The 21,451-nt window shown below is 44.8% G+C and carries 17 protein-coding genes; 5 read left to right on the top strand and 12 right to left on the bottom strand.

The window, feature by feature from the left end; all coding sequences use genetic code 11:
• Positions 1–80: 80 nt before the first annotated feature.
• Together NX845_RS01425 and NX845_RS01420 are read right to left on the bottom strand one after the other, a co-directional pair.
• Positions 81–611, bottom strand: a complete 531-nt coding sequence (locus NX845_RS01425; RefSeq protein WP_004734743.1) for a 3'-5' exonuclease — start codon at positions 609–611, stop codon at positions 81–83.
• Positions 612–698: 87 nt separating this feature from the next.
• A complete protein-coding gene (locus NX845_RS01420; protein WP_065681268.1) occupies positions 699–2,237 on the bottom strand; it encodes a sensor domain-containing diguanylate cyclase in 1,539 nt (512 codons plus the stop codon).
• Between the two features lie 350 nt (positions 2,238–2,587).
• On the opposite strand from NX845_RS01420, the gene NX845_RS01415 reads away from it, so the two are divergent.
• The 3 genes from NX845_RS01415 (at position 2,588) to NX845_RS01405 (ending at position 8,193) form a co-directional block, all read left to right on the top strand.
• Positions 2,588–3,220: a DUF2760 domain-containing protein gene (locus tag NX845_RS01415; protein WP_017083365.1), complete on the top strand. Its 633-nt coding sequence runs from the start codon at positions 2,588–2,590 to the stop codon at positions 3,218–3,220.
• Positions 3,220–5,214, top strand: coding sequence for an Hsp70 family protein (locus NX845_RS01410; protein WP_065681267.1), 1,995 nt, complete (start codon positions 3,220–3,222; stop codon positions 5,212–5,214). The genes NX845_RS01415 and NX845_RS01410 overlap by 1 nt, the downstream gene beginning before the upstream one ends.
• Before the next feature lie 138 nt (positions 5,215–5,352).
• The gene (locus NX845_RS01405; protein WP_065681266.1) at positions 5,353–8,193 is read left to right on the top strand and encodes an Hsp70 family protein; all 2,841 of its coding nucleotides are present in this window, start codon (positions 5,353–5,355) and stop codon (positions 8,191–8,193) included.
• A 156-nt stretch (positions 8,194–8,349) separates the two neighbouring features.
• Here the strand turns inward: NX845_RS01405 and NX845_RS01400 are convergent, their stop codons facing one another.
• The 8 genes from NX845_RS01400 to NX845_RS01365 all read right to left on the bottom strand — a co-directional run bounded on the left by NX845_RS01400 (position 8,350) and on the right by NX845_RS01365 (position 16,321).
• On the bottom strand, positions 8,350–8,565 hold the full coding sequence (locus tag NX845_RS01400) for a hypothetical protein (protein WP_065681265.1): 216 nt from the start codon (positions 8,563–8,565) through the stop codon (positions 8,350–8,352).
• 268 nt (positions 8,566–8,833) lie between these two features.
• Entirely contained in the window at positions 8,834–9,307 is a 474-nt protein-coding gene (locus tag NX845_RS01395; protein ID WP_004734736.1) for a DUF2947 domain-containing protein, read from the bottom strand.
• Between the two features lie 140 nt (positions 9,308–9,447).
• The gene (rimJ, locus tag NX845_RS01390; protein ID WP_017091026.1) at positions 9,448–10,035 is read right to left on the bottom strand and encodes a ribosomal protein S5-alanine N-acetyltransferase; all 588 of its coding nucleotides are present in this window, start codon (positions 10,033–10,035) and stop codon (positions 9,448–9,450) included.
• 18 nt (positions 10,036–10,053) lie between these two features.
• Complete coding sequence (gene tyrR, locus NX845_RS01385) at positions 10,054–11,598, bottom strand: transcriptional regulator TyrR (protein WP_017077872.1); 1,545 nt, start codon at positions 11,596–11,598, stop codon at positions 10,054–10,056.
• Positions 11,599–11,802: 204 nt separating this feature from the next.
• Complete coding sequence (locus NX845_RS01380; RefSeq protein ID WP_260256419.1) at positions 11,803–12,855, bottom strand: YcjF family protein; 1,053 nt, start codon at positions 12,853–12,855, stop codon at positions 11,803–11,805.
• 14 nt (positions 12,856–12,869) lie between these two features.
• The gene (locus tag NX845_RS01375) at positions 12,870–14,243 is read right to left on the bottom strand and encodes a YcjX family protein (protein WP_260256418.1); all 1,374 of its coding nucleotides are present in this window, start codon (positions 14,241–14,243) and stop codon (positions 12,870–12,872) included.
• 211 nt (positions 14,244–14,454) lie between these two features.
• Positions 14,455–14,640: a hypothetical protein gene (locus NX845_RS01370; RefSeq protein ID WP_004734731.1), complete on the bottom strand. Its 186-nt coding sequence runs from the start codon at positions 14,638–14,640 to the stop codon at positions 14,455–14,457.
• A gap of 163 nt (positions 14,641–14,803) precedes the next feature.
• The gene (locus tag NX845_RS01365) at positions 14,804–16,321 is read right to left on the bottom strand and encodes a fumarate hydratase (RefSeq protein WP_004734730.1); all 1,518 of its coding nucleotides are present in this window, start codon (positions 16,319–16,321) and stop codon (positions 14,804–14,806) included.
• A gap of 245 nt (positions 16,322–16,566) precedes the next feature.
• Here NX845_RS01365 and pabB point away from each other — a divergent pair, with 245 nt between their 5' ends.
• Positions 16,567–17,946: an aminodeoxychorismate synthase component I gene (gene pabB, locus NX845_RS01360; protein ID WP_260256417.1), complete on the top strand. Its 1,380-nt coding sequence runs from the start codon at positions 16,567–16,569 to the stop codon at positions 17,944–17,946.
• A gap of 149 nt (positions 17,947–18,095) precedes the next feature.
• Here the strand turns inward: pabB and NX845_RS01355 are convergent, their stop codons facing one another.
• A complete protein-coding gene (locus NX845_RS01355) occupies positions 18,096–19,823 on the bottom strand; it encodes an ATP-binding protein (protein ID WP_260256415.1) in 1,728 nt (575 codons plus the stop codon).
• A 1-nt stretch (position 19,824) separates the two neighbouring features.
• Positions 19,825–20,367 (bottom strand): heme NO-binding domain-containing protein, encoded by a 543-nt coding sequence (locus tag NX845_RS01350; RefSeq protein ID WP_017080579.1) that lies wholly within the window; start codon positions 20,365–20,367, stop codon positions 19,825–19,827.
• Between the two features lie 305 nt (positions 20,368–20,672).
• Between NX845_RS01350 and NX845_RS01345 the strand changes: the two genes are divergently transcribed.
• Positions 20,673–21,272: a CoA pyrophosphatase gene (locus NX845_RS01345; RefSeq protein ID WP_017080578.1), complete on the top strand. Its 600-nt coding sequence runs from the start codon at positions 20,673–20,675 to the stop codon at positions 21,270–21,272.
• The last annotated feature ends 179 nt before the right edge of the window (positions 21,273–21,451 follow it).

The raw sequence follows: 21,451 nt of genomic DNA, 5'->3' as shown, positions 1-21,451 counted from the left end.
AATAACTCACAAGATTCAGGCTAACTTTAAGTGTTTAACCTTTCAGTATTTAACCAAGCGCCTCTCTGAAATACAAACGATTACAACATCGTCAGCGCAAGCTTTGCCAAGTTATAAGCATCGACATAACCGGAGTGCTGACGACCTTCCCACTCAATGTTTTTCGCTTCCTGAGCAGCACGGTGACCAATACGTTTTTCTTTCAATCGATTCTGAACTCGATAAAGCGTGGCGATATTCAAGAACTCGCTGAACGGAGGTTCGATGCCTTTCTCAATACACTCTTTGTGTAAGATAAGATCATCACGTCCCCACGCTGCATAGATTTTCTTTGGGCCACCGAAGTTCTTAATCATCGACTTGATAACAGACTCTAATGGGCGACCCTGTTTTTCGATTTTACGAGGTGTAATGCCCGTTAACTCGGCGCAGAATAGAGAGACTTCGTCTTTTTCGGGCTTAACGTAATATTGCGCGCGCTTCACGATGGTTCCAGATACAAGATCGATCTCAGCAAGACCAATTTCAATGATCTCCCCTGTTGTTCCTACACCGTCTTCGCTCCAACAGCACATTTCCAAATCGAAACACACCACTCGATTGTGATTCATACGTCGCCTAATTCTCTCGTCAAAAATTTCGTGAAATTGTACATGAGCCTAATAAAGAACTCGACCCCAGTTGCATCAAGTGCTCATTTAGCCTGCAATTGTGACTCGATTTCGGCCATTTGACTTACTTAGGTACAACATGCTGTCAGTTTTTTGAAGGAGCGCTTCAATGTCTTCATTAGTGCGGATGGTCGCCCCGATGCTTAGAGTGCAACTCAATAGCTGGCCAGAATGCTCGCAATGAGACTCACTCACCGTCTCCAAAATACATTCTAAATAGCGAGACAATGAGTCATGTTCGGTGATGCTCGAAATGATACCGAACTCATCCCCTCCCATCCGGAATAGGTTATCTCCAGACTTCAAGCTCACTGAGATAACCTTAATCACATGGATAAGTAACGCATCACCGGCTGGGTGCCCAAACTTATCATTGATCTCTTTAAACTTATCAACATCAAACACTATTAAGCTAAACGGCTTATCGCTTTGTATCGATTGACCAAGCATCTTATTAAAAGCTCGGCGATTATAAATTTCCGTTAAACTGTCATGATTGGCAAGAAAGCGAAGTTCTTCTGTTCTTTCATCAATCATTCGATACAAGCGCTCTTTCTCTCGAATTTGCAGGTTCACAATATAAGCAAGCAGTAATGAGATAGTGGTACCAACTATGCCGATTCCCGCCAACACTAAGTAACCATTAAATGAAATACATGCATCTATCTTGAAGTCGATGATCCATTCACGGTTAGTTAATGTAATCGTCTTTGTAATGTGCTGCCCAGTTACCGCTTCATAACCATTGGTTTCGAACATTATCGGGGCATCTTCAGCTTCAAAACCGCTATCGGTAACACGCACATAAACGTCCATATCGCCGACAGTAGACGCCAGAAGTTTCTCAAAATAGTATGTGGTACGAACAACACCAATCACAACCCCTAACAAATTGTCCGTTTGACCATCAAACACAGGGTGGTAAACCAACATTCCGCTCTTAGGTGTGTTGCTGTCTAAACCATCTTGCAATAGACGAACTTTGTCTGAAATATTCGCTTCACGTGTTTTTTTAATGTTCTCAATGATCAGATTAAACCGCTCACGAGAAGAGTAAAAACCCAAAACACCGTTGTTCACTGGATCATTCGGATAAATATCTGTCGCGATAAATACGGGCTCGCCATCCAAGACATAACCATAAGTTTTTGGCCCATGTTTAGGGATAGTAAACATTCTATAGGATGGGTATTGAGCTTTCATTTTGGCGGTGTGCTCGGCAAGATCTTCTACCGCTACTTTTTGCATCCACTGCAATCCGATCAGGCTTTTCGAGCCGTTAATCGTTTGCTGAGCAAAACGATCAAATCGATCCCGACTATCGACATCATTAGAATAGAAAAAATTCGCACCGGAACCGATATAAGCAACATCGTTATCAATAAACGCTTTTAAACTGAGCGTTTGATGCTGAGCAAAGCTATCCAGATTCTCATTCAAAGACCTATTTTGATTCGCCGCAACCAAAACAAAACACAACACCGTCATCAAAAATGTGGCAAAAAAGACAACTAACGGCAAAGTTCGTTTCTTCAACCCTGTTATGGGGTCGGTAGTGTGGGGCATACAGCTTCCCATATGATGTTATTTTGAGTCGAAAGTATACACTGCCGGAATGCTAGGCTCTATTTATCTTTGACTCTCACAATGGGATAAAACTAACACTATTTACAACCCATGGACATTTGCGGCTAATAAACCAACAAATCTCGATTAACTTTCAAGCTAACTCACCAAAAAGCCAGTTTATTGAAAACATTAAATAAAGCCCTTAAGCCTTGAATATGCTAGTATCCACCCATATTTATAGCTTGAAAGTGACCATTTCGGCCTTATGCCACTGAGTTTCTTTCCAACCTGTATATTCCTTTAAACCGACGAATATACCGTTAAATCAATTTTAAAGAGAAATCACTATGATCGTTGATTTGAACCTAATCCCACAAACGTTTGATATGCTTCACGCAGGCCTAACTGCATCAAGCGTTTTACTACTGCTAATTGCCGTTTCTCGTAAAACCAAAGTGGTTGAGAAAGTCGTAGAAAAACCAGTAGAAAAGATCGTTGAAGTTGAAAAGCCAGTTGAGAAAATTGTCGAAGTAGAGAAAGTTGTTGAAGTTGAACGTGTGATCGAAAAAGTAGTAGAAGTTGAATCTAAGCTGGCAACAGCACCAACAGATTCTGCAATGCAGCTACTGTCTATCATGCAGCAAGAAGCTCGTTTAATTGACTTCCTAAAAGAAGACCTAACATCATTCTCTGATGAAGAAGTTGGCGCGGCAGCACGTGTAATCCACACTGGCGGTCAAAAAGTACTTGCTGATTACGTAACCCTCTCTCACATCCGTACGGAAGATGAAGAAACACGTATCACGGTTGTTGAAGGCTTCAACCCACAAGAAATTCGCCTAACTGGCAATGTAACGGGTAACGCACCGTTCAATGGCACATTGGTTCACAAAGGTTGGAAAGCAACTGACATGAACCTGCCTAAGCTTGCTGAAAACTACGATGCATCTGTAATTGCACCGGCAGAGGTAGAGCTATAATGGAACACCAAACTCAGCCATCATCGCACGAGTCTTCTTCTCAAGAACATACGCCGCAGATGCATTCACAAGAGCTATCTTCTCAAGAGCAACATCAGGCGCCTAAGTTCAGTGTTGGTATCGATTTAGGTACCACACACTGCGTTTTGTCTTACATCGACACAACAAATGAAGACGCTCGCGTAGAGGTGATGCAAATCCCTCAATTGACGGCTCCAGGTACAGTAGAAACTCGCAGCCAACTTGGCTCGTTCCTATACCAGCCGCACGAACATGAAATGAATGCGGGCTCTCGCGTTCTACCTTGGTCTTCTGAACCTAAAGCACTAGTTGGTGCCATTGCGCGTAACCTTGGTTCGAAAACCCCTATCCGTTTGGTTGCAAGTGCAAAATCTTGGCTATGCCACGGTGGTGTGAACCGTCGTGATGCGTTCCTTCCTGCAGGCAGCCCTGAAGAAGTTGAAAAGGTATCTCCGCTTAAGACAACTGAATTGTACCTTGAGCACCTTAAAGATGCTTGGAACCACGCTAACCCAGAACACAAACTGGCAGACCAAGATGTAACGATCACGGTTCCAGCTTCGTTTGATCCTGCGGCTCGTGACCTAACAGCAGAAGCTGCACGTAATGTTGGTTTCACTCACCTAACGCTTCTAGAAGAGCCACAAGCGGCTCTTTACAGCTGGATTGATAACAGCAACGACACATGGCGTGATGAAGTGAACGTTGGTGACATCGTTCTTGTTGTCGATATAGGTGGTGGTACGACTGACCTTTCGTTGGTTGAAGTAACACAAGATGAAGGCAACCTAAGCCTGAACCGTATCGCTGTAGGTGAACATATCCTACTGGGCGGCGACAACATGGACTTAGCTCTGTCTTACCGTCTGAAGATGAAACTGGCTCAAGAAGGTAAAGAACTGGCTCCTTGGCAGGTTCAAGCAATGACTCACGCGTGTCGTGATGCGAAAGAAGCATTGCTTAACGATGCTGAGCTTCAATCTGTGCCAATCGTTGTTCCAAGCCGTGGTTCTAAACTACTGGGCGCAACACTGAAAACAGATCTGACTCAGCAAGAAGTACAACAAACATTGGTTGATGGCTTCTTCCCGAAAGTAGCGGTGACTGAGCACCCAGTACAAAAGACGCGTGGCGCACTGACTCAAATGGGTCTGCCTTACGCTCAAGACGCAGGTATTACTCGTCACATTGCTGCATTCCTTTCTAAGCAAGCGAACGCGCTTTCTGGAAATAGTGAAACCGCTCAGCAAGATTTCAACCCGTTTGCAAACATGCCCGGTATGCCCGGTACAGAAGCGCCAGCGGCAGACTTCATCAAACCAACAGCGGTACTGTTCAATGGTGGTGTTCTAAAATCTAACCTACTTGCAGATCGTCTTTCAGACACGATCAATGAATGGCTAATTAATGCCGACGCTGAATTTGCTAAACAACTTTCAGGTTTAGACTTAGACCTAGCGGTTGCAAGTGGCGCTTCATACTACGGCGCAGTTCGTCGTGGCCAAGGCGTTCGTATCCGTGGTGGTATCGCATCTTCTTACTACGTTGGAATTGAAAGCGCGATGCCAGCTATCCCAGGTATGGCTCCTCCAATGGAAGCACTGTGTGTTGCACCATTTGGTATGGAAGAAGGTTCAAGCGTACAAGTGCCTAGCCAAGAGTTCGGTCTAGTGATTGGTCAGCCAGTTCACTTCCAATTCTTCGGTTCAACCACTCGTCGTGAAGACCAAGCGGGTACGCACCTTGATCACTGGGCTCCAGAAGATCTGGATGAGCTTCCTGAAATTCAAGTGACACTGCCTGTTTCTGAAGGTCGTCGCGAAGGTGAAGTGGTTCCCGTAACTTTGGCTTCTCGCGTTACTGAACTAGGCACGTTATATCTAGAAGCCATTGCGACTGACAATGGTCAGAAGTGGCATGTTGAGTTCGACGTTCGTGAAGACTCGAATAACGACTCAAACGAACAAGCATAATGAATCAACGGCACCTTAACGGGTGCCGTTACTTTATCAATGCGATTCCCTAGCCCTGTATTAAAAGCATTCCAAAGACAACAATAAGACCAAGATTATCCATTAACTGGTCATCACTTTGGCAGAATAAGGTTTTGTATGGCATCTCCTCGTTTTTTAGTCGGCATTGACTTAGGCACAACGAATACTGTTGTCGCTTACTGTGAAATCAACGACGACCTACAACATGCTCCCGTTTCTCTTTTCGATATTGACCAACTCATCGGCCCCGGTGAAGTGGTTCGCAAGCCGCTACTTCCATCATTTCGTTATCATCCCGCACAAGGTCAGATCTCCCCTTCCGATCTCACCATGCCTTGGGAACCGAGCTTAGTTGAAGGCGATATTCAAAATGTCATCGTAGGCGAATGGGCACGAGAATTAGGTGCTAAGGTTGAAGGTCGCCAAGTATCGAGTGCTAAAAGCTGGTTATCTCACCAAGCGGTTGATCGTAACTCCGACATTCTGCCGTGGGCAGGCGCAACTGACGTCGATAAAGTATCGCCAGTTGTCGCAAGCGCAAGCTACCTCAACCACATTCGCCAAGCATGGAACTACCGCAACCCAAGCAATAAGCTGGAAGACCAAGACGTTGTAGTCACCGTTCCCGCTTCATTCGATGAGACAGCACGTAAACTGACACTTGAAGCGGCAGCACTTGCTGGCTTAGGTAAGATTCTATTACTCGAAGAGCCTCAAGCTGTGTGTTACGACTGGTATGCCCGTCATCAACAAACCGCAGCCGATGAGCTTCAACAGATCCCGCTGATTCTAGTGTGTGATGTCGGCGGTGGTACCACCGATTTAAGTTTGATCGAAGCAAGCTTCAACTCAAACAATGGCGATGACCAAGAACTCGCACTCGACCGTATCGGCGTTGGCGAACACTTGATGCTCGGTGGTGATAACCTAGATTTAGCCCTTGCCCACCTTGCAGAGCAACGCTTCAATCAAAACAAAAAGCTGAATGCTTCGAGCCTAACCAAACTGATTCAACAGACTCGCGCCGCAAAAGAGAGCCTGCTTTCTGTTAACGCGCCAGACGATGTAAAGATCACCATGCTGGGCAGCGGTTCAAAGCTACTTGGCGGTACCAAGAGTATTGGTTTAACGAAACAAGAAGTTCATCAGATTGCACTGGAAGGTTTCTTCCCGCTTTCTGAGTTTACGGAAGTACCCGACAAACGACGTAGCGCGGTGGTAGAGTTCGGCCTACCCTACGCAGCAGATCCTGCGGTAAGTAAGCACGTTGCCGAATTCTTAGCGACACATCAGCAAGTATCTAAGGCCGCATTGGAAAAGTCAGACTCTGTTGAGTTTGATGACACCAAACCTGCAATTCCTGTTGGTGTGCTACTCAATGGTGGTGTGTTCAATAGTGAGCTGGTAACAGAGCGAATTACTCAGCTACTGGACAACTGGAACGGTTCTCCTATCACAGTGCTTGATAACCCTCATCCAGATTGGTCTGTAGCCCTTGGTGCAGTAGCTTTTGGTAAAGCACGCCGCGGTGCACAACTGAAAATCGGTGGCGGTGCTGCCCGTTCTTACTTCCTGCATCTGCAAGAGAAGAACAAGATGGGCAAAGCGCTTTGTCTGCTTGCCAAAGGAACCGAAGAAGGCCAAGAGATACGCTTGAACAGCCGTCGTTTCTCGCTGACTTTAGGCGAACCGGTACGATTTAATCTTCTGACTTCAACACACGATCAAATTGCTCATGACACCGCTATTCAAAATGGTGTGATGGTCAATGTCGACGCTGACTTGTTCTCCCCTCTTCCACCGTATATTTCTACACTGGAAGGTTCAGGTACTGCAGAGCTCCAAGCCAACCAAAAAGAACGCGTCGAAGTATTGCTCGCGTGTCAATTAACGGAAGTCGGCACACTGAAAATGGAGTGTGTGAGTACAGAAGATGACACTAAGCGTTGGTTGCTTGAGTTCGAAGTCAGAAACAAGCAAGGCGATGAGTCTGATACCGCTAAACTTCACCCAAGACTGGATGAATGTAAGGAATTGATTTCTCGTCTGTACAGCGGCAACAAGAAGAGTGCTGAATCGAAAGAGATCAAAACACTGTCTAAAGATCTTGAGAAGCGACTTGGTAAGCGTGATGAATGGGACTTCACGACCCTTCGCCATCTGTTTGATACCTTTTCATTAGGTCGTAAACGCCGCCGTCGTTCAGAAGCACACGAGAAGAACTGGCTGCGTTTGGCGGGTTACTCGCTGCGTCCAGGCTTTGGCGATCCGACTGACTCATGGCGTATCGAACAAATTTGGGGCCTTTACCAACAAAACATTCAGTTCCAGAACCACCAAGGTTGGACGGACTGGTGGGTATTCTGGCGTCGTGTTGCCGGTGGATTAAACCAAGAGCAGCAAGAGAGTATCTTGGCTGACATCGCTAAATACCTTCATCCAGGGGCAATGAAAAACCCTAAGACAGCCAAAGATGCACAAGACAATGGCTATGAAGCCATGGTTCGTTTGGCGGCGTCACTTGAGCAACTTGAAGTGGAAGACAAAGTTCTGCTGGCAAGCTGGTTCTTGAGCAAAGCGATTAACCATAACCAATTTGAACAGGCTCACTGGTGGGCGCTAGGTCGATTAGCATCAAGAACGCCTTTGTATGGCAGCCAACACAACGTAATTCCTAGAGAGCAAGCTGAACAGTGGTTACCAAAACTGCTTGAACAGAACTGGCAGAAAGAGCAGATGATCGCCTTCGCTGCTGTAATGATTTGTCGTAAAACCGGTGACCGTCAATTTGATATCTCTGACGACTATCGTAATCAAGTGATTGAGAAGCTAAAGCAAAGCAAGGTACCTGATTCATGGCTAACGCTAGTGAGTGAAGTGACTGAACTTTCTGAGAGCGAGTCTAAGCGCGTATTTGGTGATGCATTACCAAGCGGGTTAAGCCTGATTAATAACTAGTTTCAGGCCTCATTAGATTGGAGCGCTAACTAGTAAAGAAAAAGCCACTTTCGATTCGTTGAAAGTGGCTTTTTTATTGGTGGCTTAAGGCTGGTATGTTTAGTCGACTTATCGCTTCTTGGTTAAGAGCCTTAGCCGTATTGCTGTTCATCATTGTTAATGTTTCGTTCCTGTTGGGTTGATAGGAAAATCCGTATTTTCATAAATATCAGATAACTTTTTCGGTTTCTTGTCTTTAGCTCCTTTGTTCGATTGATTATGAGTTTCGCTTAAAAGCCATTCCTCATGCATTTTTGCTGAATCCAAAAACTCTGGATCTTCCATTGCTTCCTTGCGAAGTTTATTTACACGTTCGAGAGTGTCCCAAATCATAATACTTCACCTCCACTAAGGCAGTAATATAAAGATAGCTCAACCCCATAAAACTTCAACTAAGCCAATGAGATAGCGATCTCAATTTCGAAAATTAACTGCTCTATGTCAGTAAAAATAGTCATCATACACTGGGCTGAAATAGTCGCTTCCTTCCGATGATCTTCGAAGATCATTAGGCATAAAAAAAGCGAGCTCAATGCTCGCTTTTTGTCTGTCTATCTGTTGATCGGATCGTCAATACTCGCTCGATTAAATCACACCGAACTTAAGCACGGTTACCAATTTTAACGGTACCATTTGTAGCAAACCAAAGTGCTTCTGAACGACGGCGGCCTAGTAGAATCGGGCCATCATCGTAGAACAAAAAGTTCTTCCAGTGTTTCTTAAAAACTGACCATTTGGTTTCTAAAACATTGTATTTTTCGTAACAAAAATAAACAGTTACGTCATCTTGCCAATCAATGAAGTTTAGAATTTCTTCCGGCATTTCAGGCTCATCCGCTTCCCAATTTGCCATCCAGCTGATCTCTTCATTCCAGTTCGATGCTTTGCTTGGCCAGTCTTGCGAACTTAGTCTTTCCGCATCAGGGCTTTGAGGGCTCACGTTCTCTTTCCAAAACTGAGATGCTCTCGCCTGTGTCATTGGTTTAATCTTTTCCAAATCCTCTGCCGGCAGCGGCATTGACTGGTGAGTGAAAATCCATTTTCTTTGGTATTCGTCCAAAGTTGTGTATGACATCAAAATTCCTCAAATATCTTCTCAGGCTGATGGATCTACCATGCCTATATGTTCTTTTTGATACAGCGGCGACTAGAGATCGCTTGATATTCGCTGCCTTTAAATTCGTTACTTGTTCTTACGCCTAGATACTATTTAGTCTAGACATTGCGTTTGTCTTCCCAGTTAGGGTTAACTAACGCGGTCAGTATATGGTCTTCCCATTTACCGTTAATCTGTAAGTAATCTTTGGCGAAGCCTTCTCGAACAAAGCCAAGATGTTCCAATACACCCGCACTGCGTTCATTGTGAGGCATGTAGCCCGCCATTAAGCGGTGCATATTCTGCACATCAAACATGTAGTCTTTTGCCATGCTCAAGCCTCTGCGCATGTAACCGTGGCCCTGTGCACTTTGACTCAATGAGTAACCTACATTACAGGCGTAGAACGGGAAACGAGACAAATTACTGAACGATATTGTGCCTAGCATCTCGTTAGAGTCAGCGTTAATCAATAAACAGTAGTAGCCTAGCCCCATTTTATGAAGCTCGTTTAACTTGATCAGTCGCTGCGCCCAACTCGCTCTATCAAAGAACGCGTCTTCGCGAATCGGTTCCCAAGGTTTCAGGTACTCTCTGTTAACCTGAAAGTACTCACTGATCATCGCTGCGTCATCTATTTCAGCCGTTCTCAGAATCAGGTTACCGTCACGCTTATAAATGCGCTCCGGTGTACTCAAATCTTCCATAATCTTGTTCTTATTCGATCAGTTCTTTCTAATACCGTAATCACGAAGCTTATTCGCAATTGAGGTGTGAGATACATTCAAACGTTTTGCAAGCTTACGGCTTGATGGGAAAGACTGGTAGAGCTTCTCTAGAATCTGAGATTCATAGTCTTTCATGATCTCATCCAGCGAGCCGTCTAAGCTCAAGTTCGCCATTCCAGCAGTCATGGTTTCAAGCTGTGGCAGGTGGAATTGCTCAACCGTTAACGTATCTGAATCCAACTCTGTTAGAGCACGTAGAACCATGTTGTCTAACTGACGAATGTTGCCCGGCCATTGGTAGTTACCTAATTGGTCGATTAGTTCTTGAGTCAGCTTTGGTTTCAACATGCCTAATTGCTGTGCGTACTTTGCAACGAATAGCTCCAGTAATGGGGCAACATCGTTTGAACGTTCGCGCAAAGCAGGAATCGATAAAGTCAGCACGTTCAAGCGGTAGAACAGATCTTCACGGAACGAACCTGAGTCGGCTAATTCAGAAAGACGATGGCGCGTTGATGCGATAATACGAACATCCGCGTGCATCTCTTCTTCTTCACCAACACGACGGAATGAACCATCTTGTAGGAAACGCAGCAGTTTGATTTGTAGATGCGGGCTCATCTCGCCAATTTCATCTAAAAATACGGTACCGCCATTCGCTTGTTCGAAAATGCCTTTATGACCTTGTTCATGGTTAAATGAACCCGGTGCATGACCAAACAATTCCGTCTCCGCTACGTCATCAGGCATCGATGCACAGCTTAGAATCAAGAATGGGAATGACGCTCGGTTCGAACGGTTATGACACGCTTTAGCCAGCATCTCTTTACCCGTGCCTGTATCCCCTTCAATAAGCAGAGGTTGATCCAGCATAGCCAGTTTCTTAGCTTGGCTGATCAAGGCTTTATGGCGATTAGAGACACCAACAAAGTGTTCAAAACCTAGGTTATTCTGTTCAGGGATTGCGTCTGGCGTGTTCATCTCTTGGTTGCAAGAACGAATTGTCATTACCGCGCTAGCCAGTACCGCTTCGTTCACATCACCACCAAGGTAAATCGGCAGGATCTCAATAGAGAAATCTAAACCATCTAACACCACAACTTCACGATGGCGCGTTACATCGCCTTCAATCCAACGAGCGAAGTTAAAGCTAGGAACGAACGTCGCTAACGGCTCACCGATCACTTCGTCTTCTTGCTTGTTAAAGAGGTTCAATGCAGCGTGGTTTGCCATATCGATTGAGCCTTTAAGGTCAATCGCTATCACAGGGTCAGGTAGGTTTGCCAGCAGAGCAATCAACTCTGTGTTGTGCCTTTCGCTTGGCATAAATTGGATTTTACGTACATCCTTCACACCTGAAATTCGGCGAATTTCAGCCATAAGTTCACTAAAAGCATCAAAATTAATATCAGGGCAGTTTAAGTAAATAATGCCTTTAACATCAATTTCGATTCCTCTTAAATCAATGCTTTTTGAGGCCAAGATATCGAGCAACTCACGCGTTAAGCCGAGTCTGTCTTCACACAATACTTCAAGACGCACAAATAGTCCTATTATAGGTGTCAGGATAAGTTGACAGTAGTGTGGATTAAGCTCTGAGTTCAGTCAAGAAGAAGAGTAAACATATGTTTACTCTTCACTCGCAAACGACTCAATGTCATACACTTTGTTGGTCAGTAGATCGCTTTGTTGATCAGTAGCTCGCTTTGTTTAAGCGTGATGCGCTTTATTGATAAGCAACTCACTCTATTTAAGCGTAATGCGCTTTATTTCAGAAAGGACGGCTTTACGAAGATCTGATATTTTTACTTTTCGCTCATTATGCCAAGGCATAGGACGCAGCAATGTCATGGCTTTTAAACCCAGTCTCGCAGTGAGAATACCGACACCGAGCCCCTGGCCTGCTCGAGCTGAAACCTTGCCTGCAAGATCCATCGAGACGAGGTCCATACTCGCGTCTATCGCGAGTTCACTGGCACCTGCCGCTGCCATGTTGATCAACACCAACTTGAACAACTTAATACGCGACCAGTAACCAAGCTCAATGCCATACACATCAGCAAGCTTGTCTATCATGGTGAAATTGCGCCACGCCACCAGCAACATATCGGCAGCCGCCAATGGGCTCACAGCAACCAAAGCGGCCGATTCGGTCGAGAATTTAGTGACAATTTGAGTCGCCACTTTATCTTGTTGGGCAACAACGAGTGCATCATACATATCCAAGACTTCAGCATCGCTGTGCGCAGGGTTAATGCTGTTTCGCCATTTATCATAAGCGGGTGATTCAGCGACAATACCGCCCTGCTTCGCAATGTGTTCACAGAACGCTTTGCCTTTACCAACACTCTGGCTTTGCAGTAGCTCTTCACTCTGCTCTTGGACACTGAAATGGTCTTTCAGCGAACGCAGCTTCCACAACTCTTTGCCTATTGCGCCTAAACCTAATGAAGCAATGGCAGCGATAAAGCCAGCCCAGCCTAAAGCTAGCCAGTCAGCGGTTTGAATAGCAGTAATGACAGAGTCAATCGCCTGCCAGCCCACCAGACCGGAGAAAGCGACAAGTAAGCCCGTTCCAAACCACTTCTTCTTTTTGCTCGGTCGAATCACTTGTTCCAATTGCTGCTCAGCTTCACCATCAAGATCGGCTTCCACTTGCGGTGCGACAGGAACAAATTCCTCTTGCTCTGTGAACAGTTGTTGAGCGCCTAAATCCGGGCCAACTTCACTCTTGTCTTGCTCACCAAAAGAGGTCTTCAACGGTTCATCAAAGACCTGTTTCGTTTTTAATTCACTCATTTTAATTGCCTCAATTACTTCAACTTGTCGCCAATGAGATATTCTAAAACCTTGTCGATTCTCAGATGCTGGCAAGGCTCATCGGAATGTTGCTCCATCGGCCTAAAACTCGTGAAATCAAATTGGTTGGTTTCCCAATACTGTTTATTGGGCAGTTTACGCGGCACCTCACCCGGATACATGGTTTGAGGAGCATTATCTAAAGTCACACCTTGCAATGCAGGGACATTATCTGAACCTGACGATATATAACCCGCGCTGGTCGCTTGAATAGACGCGATGCTCATGCAACTCATGTCGATATGTTCAAACGCCGCCTGTTGCCAAGCCGGATGTACCATCTGTTGTAACAGCGATACCAAGTTCGGATGTTGATCCGGTGTCACGTGATCGGCCTTGGTGGCTGCAAATAAGATCTTGTCGATCTTCGGGGCAAACAAGCGTCTTAGCATATTGCTTCGACCATACTTAAAGCTTTTTAGTAGCTGCTCTAATGCGCCACGCATATCCATGAAAGAGTCATAGCCCGCATTGAGCGGCTGTAAGCAATCCACCAGCACGATTTGTCTGTCGAACGTCGCGAAGTGATTCTTGTAGAACGCCTTTACGACCTTTTGTTGATACTCTTCATAACGCGCTTTTAAAACCGCATAGTTACTTGTTTTAGAGAACTTGCCCTCAGGTGCGATGCACGGGAAAAATTGCAGCACAGGCGCGCCTTCAAGCTCACCCGGCAATACGAATCGCCCCGGCTGTACCCAGTGCAACCCGTTATCCTTACAAGTGTGAAGGTACTGAGTATAGCTATCAGCAATGGCGACCAATTTCTTTTCGTCTGCTTCGGCTAACAAGTCAAGGTCACCACGCATTGCGTTCCACTGTTGCGAGTAGGTTTCTCTATCGCCTTTTAGTGCTGTAAATTGAGACTGACTCCAAGTATCAAAATCCATATCCAGCAAAGGTAAATCAAGTAGCCACTCTCCCGGATAATCAACAATATCGAGATAAAGGGTGCTGTTTTTGCTCAGCAGCTTCTTTGCGCCTTTGGCTGGCTTATATTTGATAGCTAGACGAATCTCACTGACATCGCGCGTCGGCACTGGCCATTCTGGTGGCTGTGCATTCAAAGATTCCATCGCTTCATCATAAGAGAAGCGTGGAATCATCATGTTTTGTTGCGGGATGCGCTTTGCGCCAATAATTCTGCCATCTCTCGCTGATGCAAGCAGTGGTAGATTTTTGTGGGTAGACGTATGAAGAAGCTGATTTACCAGCGAAGTAATGAATGCTGTCTTACCCGCACGAGAAAGCCCCGTAACCGCTACTCGAATGTGAGAATCCGTTCCTCTGCTTATAAAGTCACTCATTTCTTGAGTTAGGTGTTTCATTTGAACGACTCCGTGATAGTTAGGCTAGCTGATTATGATAATAGAGAGGCAAGCCTATGTTCTTTCCCTGTTGGGATAGTATGTATGCTTTTGCTTGTTCTTTTACTAATAGTGATAAGTATGCAATACACATTCTTAATGCTAGATGAATAAAAGCCCCTGACTACATTCATAATCAGGGGCTTTAGAATTTTTCTGCGATATCCGACGTTTAATCGTCTTCAATCAACTTGTAGATAACAAACAGTGCAATCTCTGCAATTAGCCAAAGCGCACAAGTAATTGTCACGTATTTATTATCAAAGATGCTGATCCCTTTCAAGATCAGGTCGTAACCAACAAAAGCACCAATCACCACTGCCAAGATAATCTGTAGGATCTGAATAAAACGAGGCATTCCTCTCTCCTATATTCTTATATCAAACTATGTGTTTATCACTATATCATTGATAATAAGACAAAAGTGCAAATAATGCTGCACTTTTGTCTTCAACTTTCTGTCAAGAATTGCAATTCAAACGCTGAAGCTAGCGCCTGTTACTACTTTTGACTTCGGTAAATTATGCTTTTTCAGCTTCAGCAATTTTCACTTTCCACGTATCAGGGCCGATCTGGTGCGCGTTCACGCCGTTAGAGTCAACCGCGACCGTTACCGGCATGTCTTCAACTTCAAACTCGTAAATCGCTTCCATACCGAGATCTTCAAACGCAACCACGCGTGCTTTTTTAATTGCTTTCGCGACTAAATAAGCTGCACCGCCAACCGCCATTAGGTAAACCGATTTATGTTGTTTGATTGACTCTACCGTTGCAGGGCCACGCTCTGCTTTACCAATCATTCCCATAATGCCGGTTTCTTCTAGCATCATGTCGGTGAACTTATCCATACGAGTAGACGTTGTCGGGCCAGCAGGACCAACCGCTTCATCACGTACCGCATCAACAGGGCCAACGTAGTAAATGAACTTACCTTTCAGGTCGACGCCTTCAGGTAAACCTTCACCACTTTCAAGCATGCCTTGAATACGCTTATGCGCTGCATCACGACCGGTTAAGATCTTGCCTGATAGAAGAACCGTTTCGCCAGTCTTCCACTCTTGAACGTCTTCTTTAGTAATTTCATCTAGGTTAACACGGCGTGTATTCGCGCCTGCTTCCCAAGTAATATCTGGCCACTCTTCTAACTTAGGTGGGGTTAGTTCTGCAGGGCCGCTGCCGTCTAGCGTGAAGTGAACGTGACGCGTTGCTGCACAGTTCGGGATCAAGCAAACAGGCTTTGAAGCTGCATGCGTTGGCGCTGTTTTGATTTTAACGTCAACCACAGTCGTTAGACCGCCAAGACCTTGTGCACCAATACCAAGCTTGTTTACACGGTTGAAGATGTCTAAACGAAGCTCTTCTTCTGCGTTCTCTGGACCTTTGTCGATAAGATCTTGAATATCGATGTGTTCCATCAGAGATTCTTTCGCTAGTACTGCTGCTTTCTCAGCCGTACCGCCGATGCCTATACCAAGCATGCCCGGTGGACACCAGCCCGCGCCCATTGTTGGTAGCGTCTTCTCTACCCACTCTGCAATATCATCAGAAGGGTTAAGCATTACCATCTTGGTTTTGTTCTCAGAACCGCCGCCTTTTGCCGCGATTTGAATTTCAACTTTGTTGCCTGGAACCATATTAATGTGAACAACCGCTGGTGTGTTGTCTTTTGTATTAATACGCTTACCTGCAGGGTCCATTAGGACAGATGCACGCAATGGGTTATCTGGATTGTTGTAAGCTTGACGAACGCCTTCATCAACCATCTGTTGTACTGTTTGATCCGTTTCCCACCTAACATCCATACCGATGTTCACGAAACAAGTAACAATACCCGTATCCTGACAAATTGGACGATGGCCTTCCGCAGACATGCGCGAGTTAATCAGAATCTGAGCGATAGCATCTTTTGCTGCTTGGCTCTCTTCTTTCTCATACGCTTTTTCTAGGGCTTGGACAAAGTCTAAAGGGTGATAATAAGAAATGTACTGAAGTGCGTCAGCGACACTGCTGATCACATCTTGCTTACGAATAACCGTCATTGCATGCCTCTTTATTGTTCTGGTTCCATGTGGGTTCATGGTTTGACTATTCAGGCCTAATTGGCTTAGCTTTTTATTGTGTTGAGCTGTATTTAGTTGCTTTAGCAATCGCTTGCATAGCTGTAAACTAAACCACTTGTATTACACCGTTCTAATCAAGAACCCATTTTATTTTCAATTTATGATACTCTTGCTTCCTCTCACACGCCATGCAGTGATCGAACTCTTTGTCACAAATTAAACAAATGAATAACAACGAATTTCGCTCTATCCAAATCAAGCCGCTTGAATATCAATCAACTTTAGCTAAACAGCTGTTTTCCCATATTGAAAACCTACCGTGGGCAATGCTATTACGCTCAGCTTCAGAAAGCCACGTTGATAGTCGATACGATATTTTAGTTGCTCAACCCATCGCCACCTTTGAGACAGTCGGTGCAAAAACGACCGTTAATGTTAATGAGACGTGCGAGGTTTCAGACTCCGATCCTTTCGAACTACTCGACCAATATCAGCAACAGTTATTGCCCGTAACGAAAGAGCACGTTGAGTTGCCATTCGTTGGCGGTGCATTGGGCTATTTTAGTTATGATTTGGGGCGCAGAGTTGAAACACTTCCTTCACTCGCAAAGCGAGACATTGAAGCGCCAGACATGGCGGTTGGTTTGTATGAGTGGGCTGTGATCGTTGACCATCAATTAAAAACGGCGTGTATTGTCGGCAGCAATATCGATGAACATCATGATTGGCTGATGCAGCAAGTGGCTCGGTCAAACCGAACACATGCGCCCTTTGGATTAACCACACCGTGGAAATCCAACATGAGCGAACAGAACTACGCAATGAAATTCGATAGTGTTCAAGAGTATCTGTTATCCGGCGATTGCTATCAGATTAACTTGGCTCAGCGTTTCAATGCCCAATACCAAGGCAGTGAATGGCTAGCCTATGACAAATTGGAACAACACAACTCAGCACCCTTTTCTGGATTTATCCGTTTGGCCGACTGCGCAATCATCAGTGTTTCGCCTGAACGATTCTTAGAACTTAATAGTGGCACCATTGAAACAAAACCGATCAAAGGCACACGCCCTCGTTCTGAAGACCCTATGATTGATGATGCCAACGCACAAGACCTAGTCAACGCCGATAAAGATCAGGCAGAAAACTTGATGATCGTCGATCTGCTTCGTAATGATATTGGCCGAGTCGCAAAGCCGGGATCGGTTCATGTACCAAAGCTCTTCGATATTGAAAGCTTCCCTGCTGTGCACCACTTAGTGAGCACGATACGAGCGGACCTTGATGACCAATACTCTGCAACTGACCTTCTGAGAGCCTGTTTCCCTGGAGGCTCGATTACCGGAGCACCAAAAGTTCGCGCGATGCAGATCATTGAAGAGTTAGAACCGCATCGACGTTCAGCGTACTGCGGCAGTATTGGCTACATCAGCCGAAATGGCAGAATGGACACCAGCATTACTATTCGTACGTTAGTGGCAGAGAACAATACGCTTTATGCATGGGCTGGCGGTGGTGTGGTATTCGATAGTGATTGTGCTTCTGAGTACCAAGAGACGTTGGATAAACTAAGTCGTATTCTACCTGTACTTGAGGAATGTTAAGCATAACGTCATTAGCTGACAGTTTCGCTGCTTAACGGCCAGCGAAAGCTCTATATAAGAAGAAACCGAAATAAAAAGAAACCGAAGGATCGTAAGATCACTTCGGTTTTTTAGTCTTTGAGCTAGAACACATGACTCACAACGCTTTATTAATCTGTTTGAACGACCTTCACTGCAGAGACACCCCACTTCTTGAGCATTTCTTTAAGATCATTGGCTGTGTAAGGCTTACTAAGAATGTCATCCATTCCGCACTGAATACAACGTTCTCGCTCTTCCAGCGTCGTTCCGGCGGTGAGTGCCACAATAGATCTAACGTAACCCTTATCTCTAAGTTTCTCTGTCGCTTCAAATCCGTCCATGACGGGCATTCTGCAATCCATGAAAACAATGTCGTATTCATTATCTGAAGCAAGCTCAAAAGCTTCTACACCATTGCTCGCGGTAGCAGGTTCAATCTCATGTTTACGTAACATTTGTTGGATGATGATCTGGTTCATCTTAATATCATCAACCACCAGCACTTTAAGCAGTGACAATTCGACTTCAGATTCAAAGCCTCTAGCGACACTATCACTCTCTGCTGGTACATCGACAACCTGAAGAGGAATCGAGATGGTAAACGTAGTGCCTGAGCCAACAACACTGGTCACCCCAATCACGCCATTCATCAGAGCCACCAGCTTGCGGCAAATCGCTAAACCAAGCCCAGTGCCCTCATAATTTCGGCTACTTGAGTTGTCAGCTTGTGTGAAAGGTTCAAACAGCGTCTTATGTGCAGATTCGGCAATGCCTACCCCAGTATCTTCCACTGAGAAAACAAACTGGTTTTTGTCCCATTCAATATCGACATTGACGTGCCCCTCTTCTGTAAATTTGATCGCATTACCGATTAAGTTTACAAACAGTTGCGTGATACGTTCTAAATCGCCTTGGAAATGAGAAGGTACGTTAGATGCGACACTGATATTAAATTCGATCTGCTTCTCAATCGCCCGATTGACGAAGATACTTTCAATCGTATTTCTCAAATCATGCAACGCAAATTTCTTAGGAATAAGATCCAACATCCCTGCATTGATTTTGCTGAAATCAAGCAAGTCATTAATGATGGTTCTGAGAAACTCTCCAGATTGACTCAGGTTATTCACTATTTCACGCTGAGAATTGCTGAGTTCGGTATCGCTGATCAATTCTGCACTACCTAACAAACCATTGAGCGGAGTTCTTAGCTCATGGTTAATCATGGCCACAAAGTCGCGCGTTGCCCTCTCGGACTCTTCCGCTCGTTTACGTGACTCAACATTTCGATTGATAGCAAGCTGATGAGTTAATGCACTGCAGATAAGATCGGTCACTAACAACAGTTGGCTTTGAATGAATTCGTAGTCTTGGTCTAACAATCTAACCTTCACGATTAACGCGCCGACTATGACCTTTTCGACCTCTAATGGCACCGTTAGCAAGTTGCCTTGCCAATGAGGTTCTTGAATGTATTGCTCTATCACCTCGACGGCTTCGTCACCATAGTCGTAGGTGTGTAACTGCGGGATCAGCTTGGGAGGCAAAATCAAACGACTGGCTTCGATCAAGTAACTGTTGGTCACATTCATCGTCAATTGTGACAACATGACGTCATCGAGATCATTTCTAAGGAACGCGCGCCCGAAATCAATCAACAGGTTGTCGATTTGTTCTTGGAATTCAATACGGCGTATATTCGCGTTAGAGCGCTTTTCTAACTGACGCAGAGCAAGCTCAAGCTGTTGGTTAGCCTCAAACAGTTCGAGGCTCTTTTGTTCCAACAGCGCTTCAGCCGCTTTCCTTGCCGCGATTTGACGCTTAAGTTTCTTCTCTATGGCAGATGCCGGATCCATATCACTTTTCTACTTTGAGATTAAACCTAACCACGCTTTGGTCATCATTTTGCGGCGTCATTTCAACCGCGATAGATTCACCGTGGTATTCAGCACACCCTTCAATAAGCCCTAAGCAAACGTGAGACATGCACCTTGCGCTTTTATAGTCAAAAACAAGCTGTGCTTCAGTCGTAGTAATAAAGCTGAATTCCGGCGGCTCCGCATCCGGATAGAGCTTCTTCACTTCAACGTGAATATAGCGCTCTACGTGTTGGATAAATTGAAAGGTGGTCGTGCTATGAGCAAGGCTCGCTTTATTAGGCAATGAGGCCAATAAGTTCTTAAAGACCGACTGCCCAAAAACACGCTGTAAACTGGCGGCATCAATATCGGTTTTCTTACTCAAGTTGATAATCAACCTGACAAGGTCTTTGTGGTCATAGCTTCCGACCGACGTGTAGATCCCTTCGTCTTCTGACATCTCTAAAACTTCTTCCAAAAGCTCTAGCCCAAACTTGTCTTCAACAAGCTCTAAAAATTCGGTGAATATGATTCCTTTCATCTCATACCTTTTCTTCTATTTCTTTTTAGAATGGTCTACTAAGTTATTGTTATCAAATTCTTAAACAAAAAAACTACGTTTCATCACCTAATTTTATGACATGGGTAACGCTTACTCGGAAATGTACAAATATTGAATATAGCAAAACCCCTCATTTTGAGGAGATGGGTGACTGCCCCTCCCCTTTATTGTGCTTAGTTAAAGACTGAACTAAGGGTAAGTAAATGAAGACACACTCAAAATTGGTAATCAGCCCACGGTTATGTCTATACTTAAAATCATAATAATCAATATATTGGCTTGATATGAATAAAGAAAACTTCCTTCAACAATTCCAGCTTAACCCTACAGTTGGCTATCATCCCGAATCTGTAGAGCGTGTTTCGCATATCAGTGGCGATCAATTGCGCAAAGCGGCAGTGGTGGTCGGTTTAGTAGAACGAGAAGATGGTTTACATGTCATTTTTACTAAAAGAGCCGCTCATTTAAAGCATCATCCAGGCCAAGTCAGCTTTCCTGGGGGAAAACACGAACTTTCCGACCCTTCTATGCAATTTACTGCACTTAGAGAACTCCACGAAGAGGTGGGGATTCGATCGGATCAAGTTAAAATTGTTGGCCAATTACCTGCATTGAGTACTATTAGTAAATTTTCTGTGACACCGATTGTTGCAATGGTCGATCCTGACTATGAAGCCATCATCGATGAGAACGAAGTGGCCTCGATTTTTGAGGTGCCTGCCACCTATGTTTTAGACCAAGCCAAGTTACACAGCCACACTGTTAACGTTAAACAAATCAAGCATCGTGTTTTTGCGATGCCCTTCGAAGAGCACCTAATTTGGGGCGTTACAGCACAAATCATCCAATCTCTGCAGCGACATGTAGTGCAACAAATTACATAGCAACTACGTTTTGTTTAATCTCTGTTAACAAAATCCACCCTTTCTATAGAACAGATTTATTAATGCAATTTTACGCAAACGTTTCCCTGGTATAAATCTGACCACCCCCGCCATTCGCATAATAAAAACTAATGTCTAGCATGAGCATAAATCACCTGTAGCACGCCAATTTCGTGATC

Origin of the sequence: Vibrio sp. NC2 (assembly GCF_025195005.1) — a bacterium.
Taxonomy (GTDB): domain Bacteria; phylum Pseudomonadota; class Gammaproteobacteria; order Enterobacterales; family Vibrionaceae; genus Vibrio; species Vibrio splendidus.
This window is presented reverse-complemented; position numbering and strand designations above follow the sequence as displayed.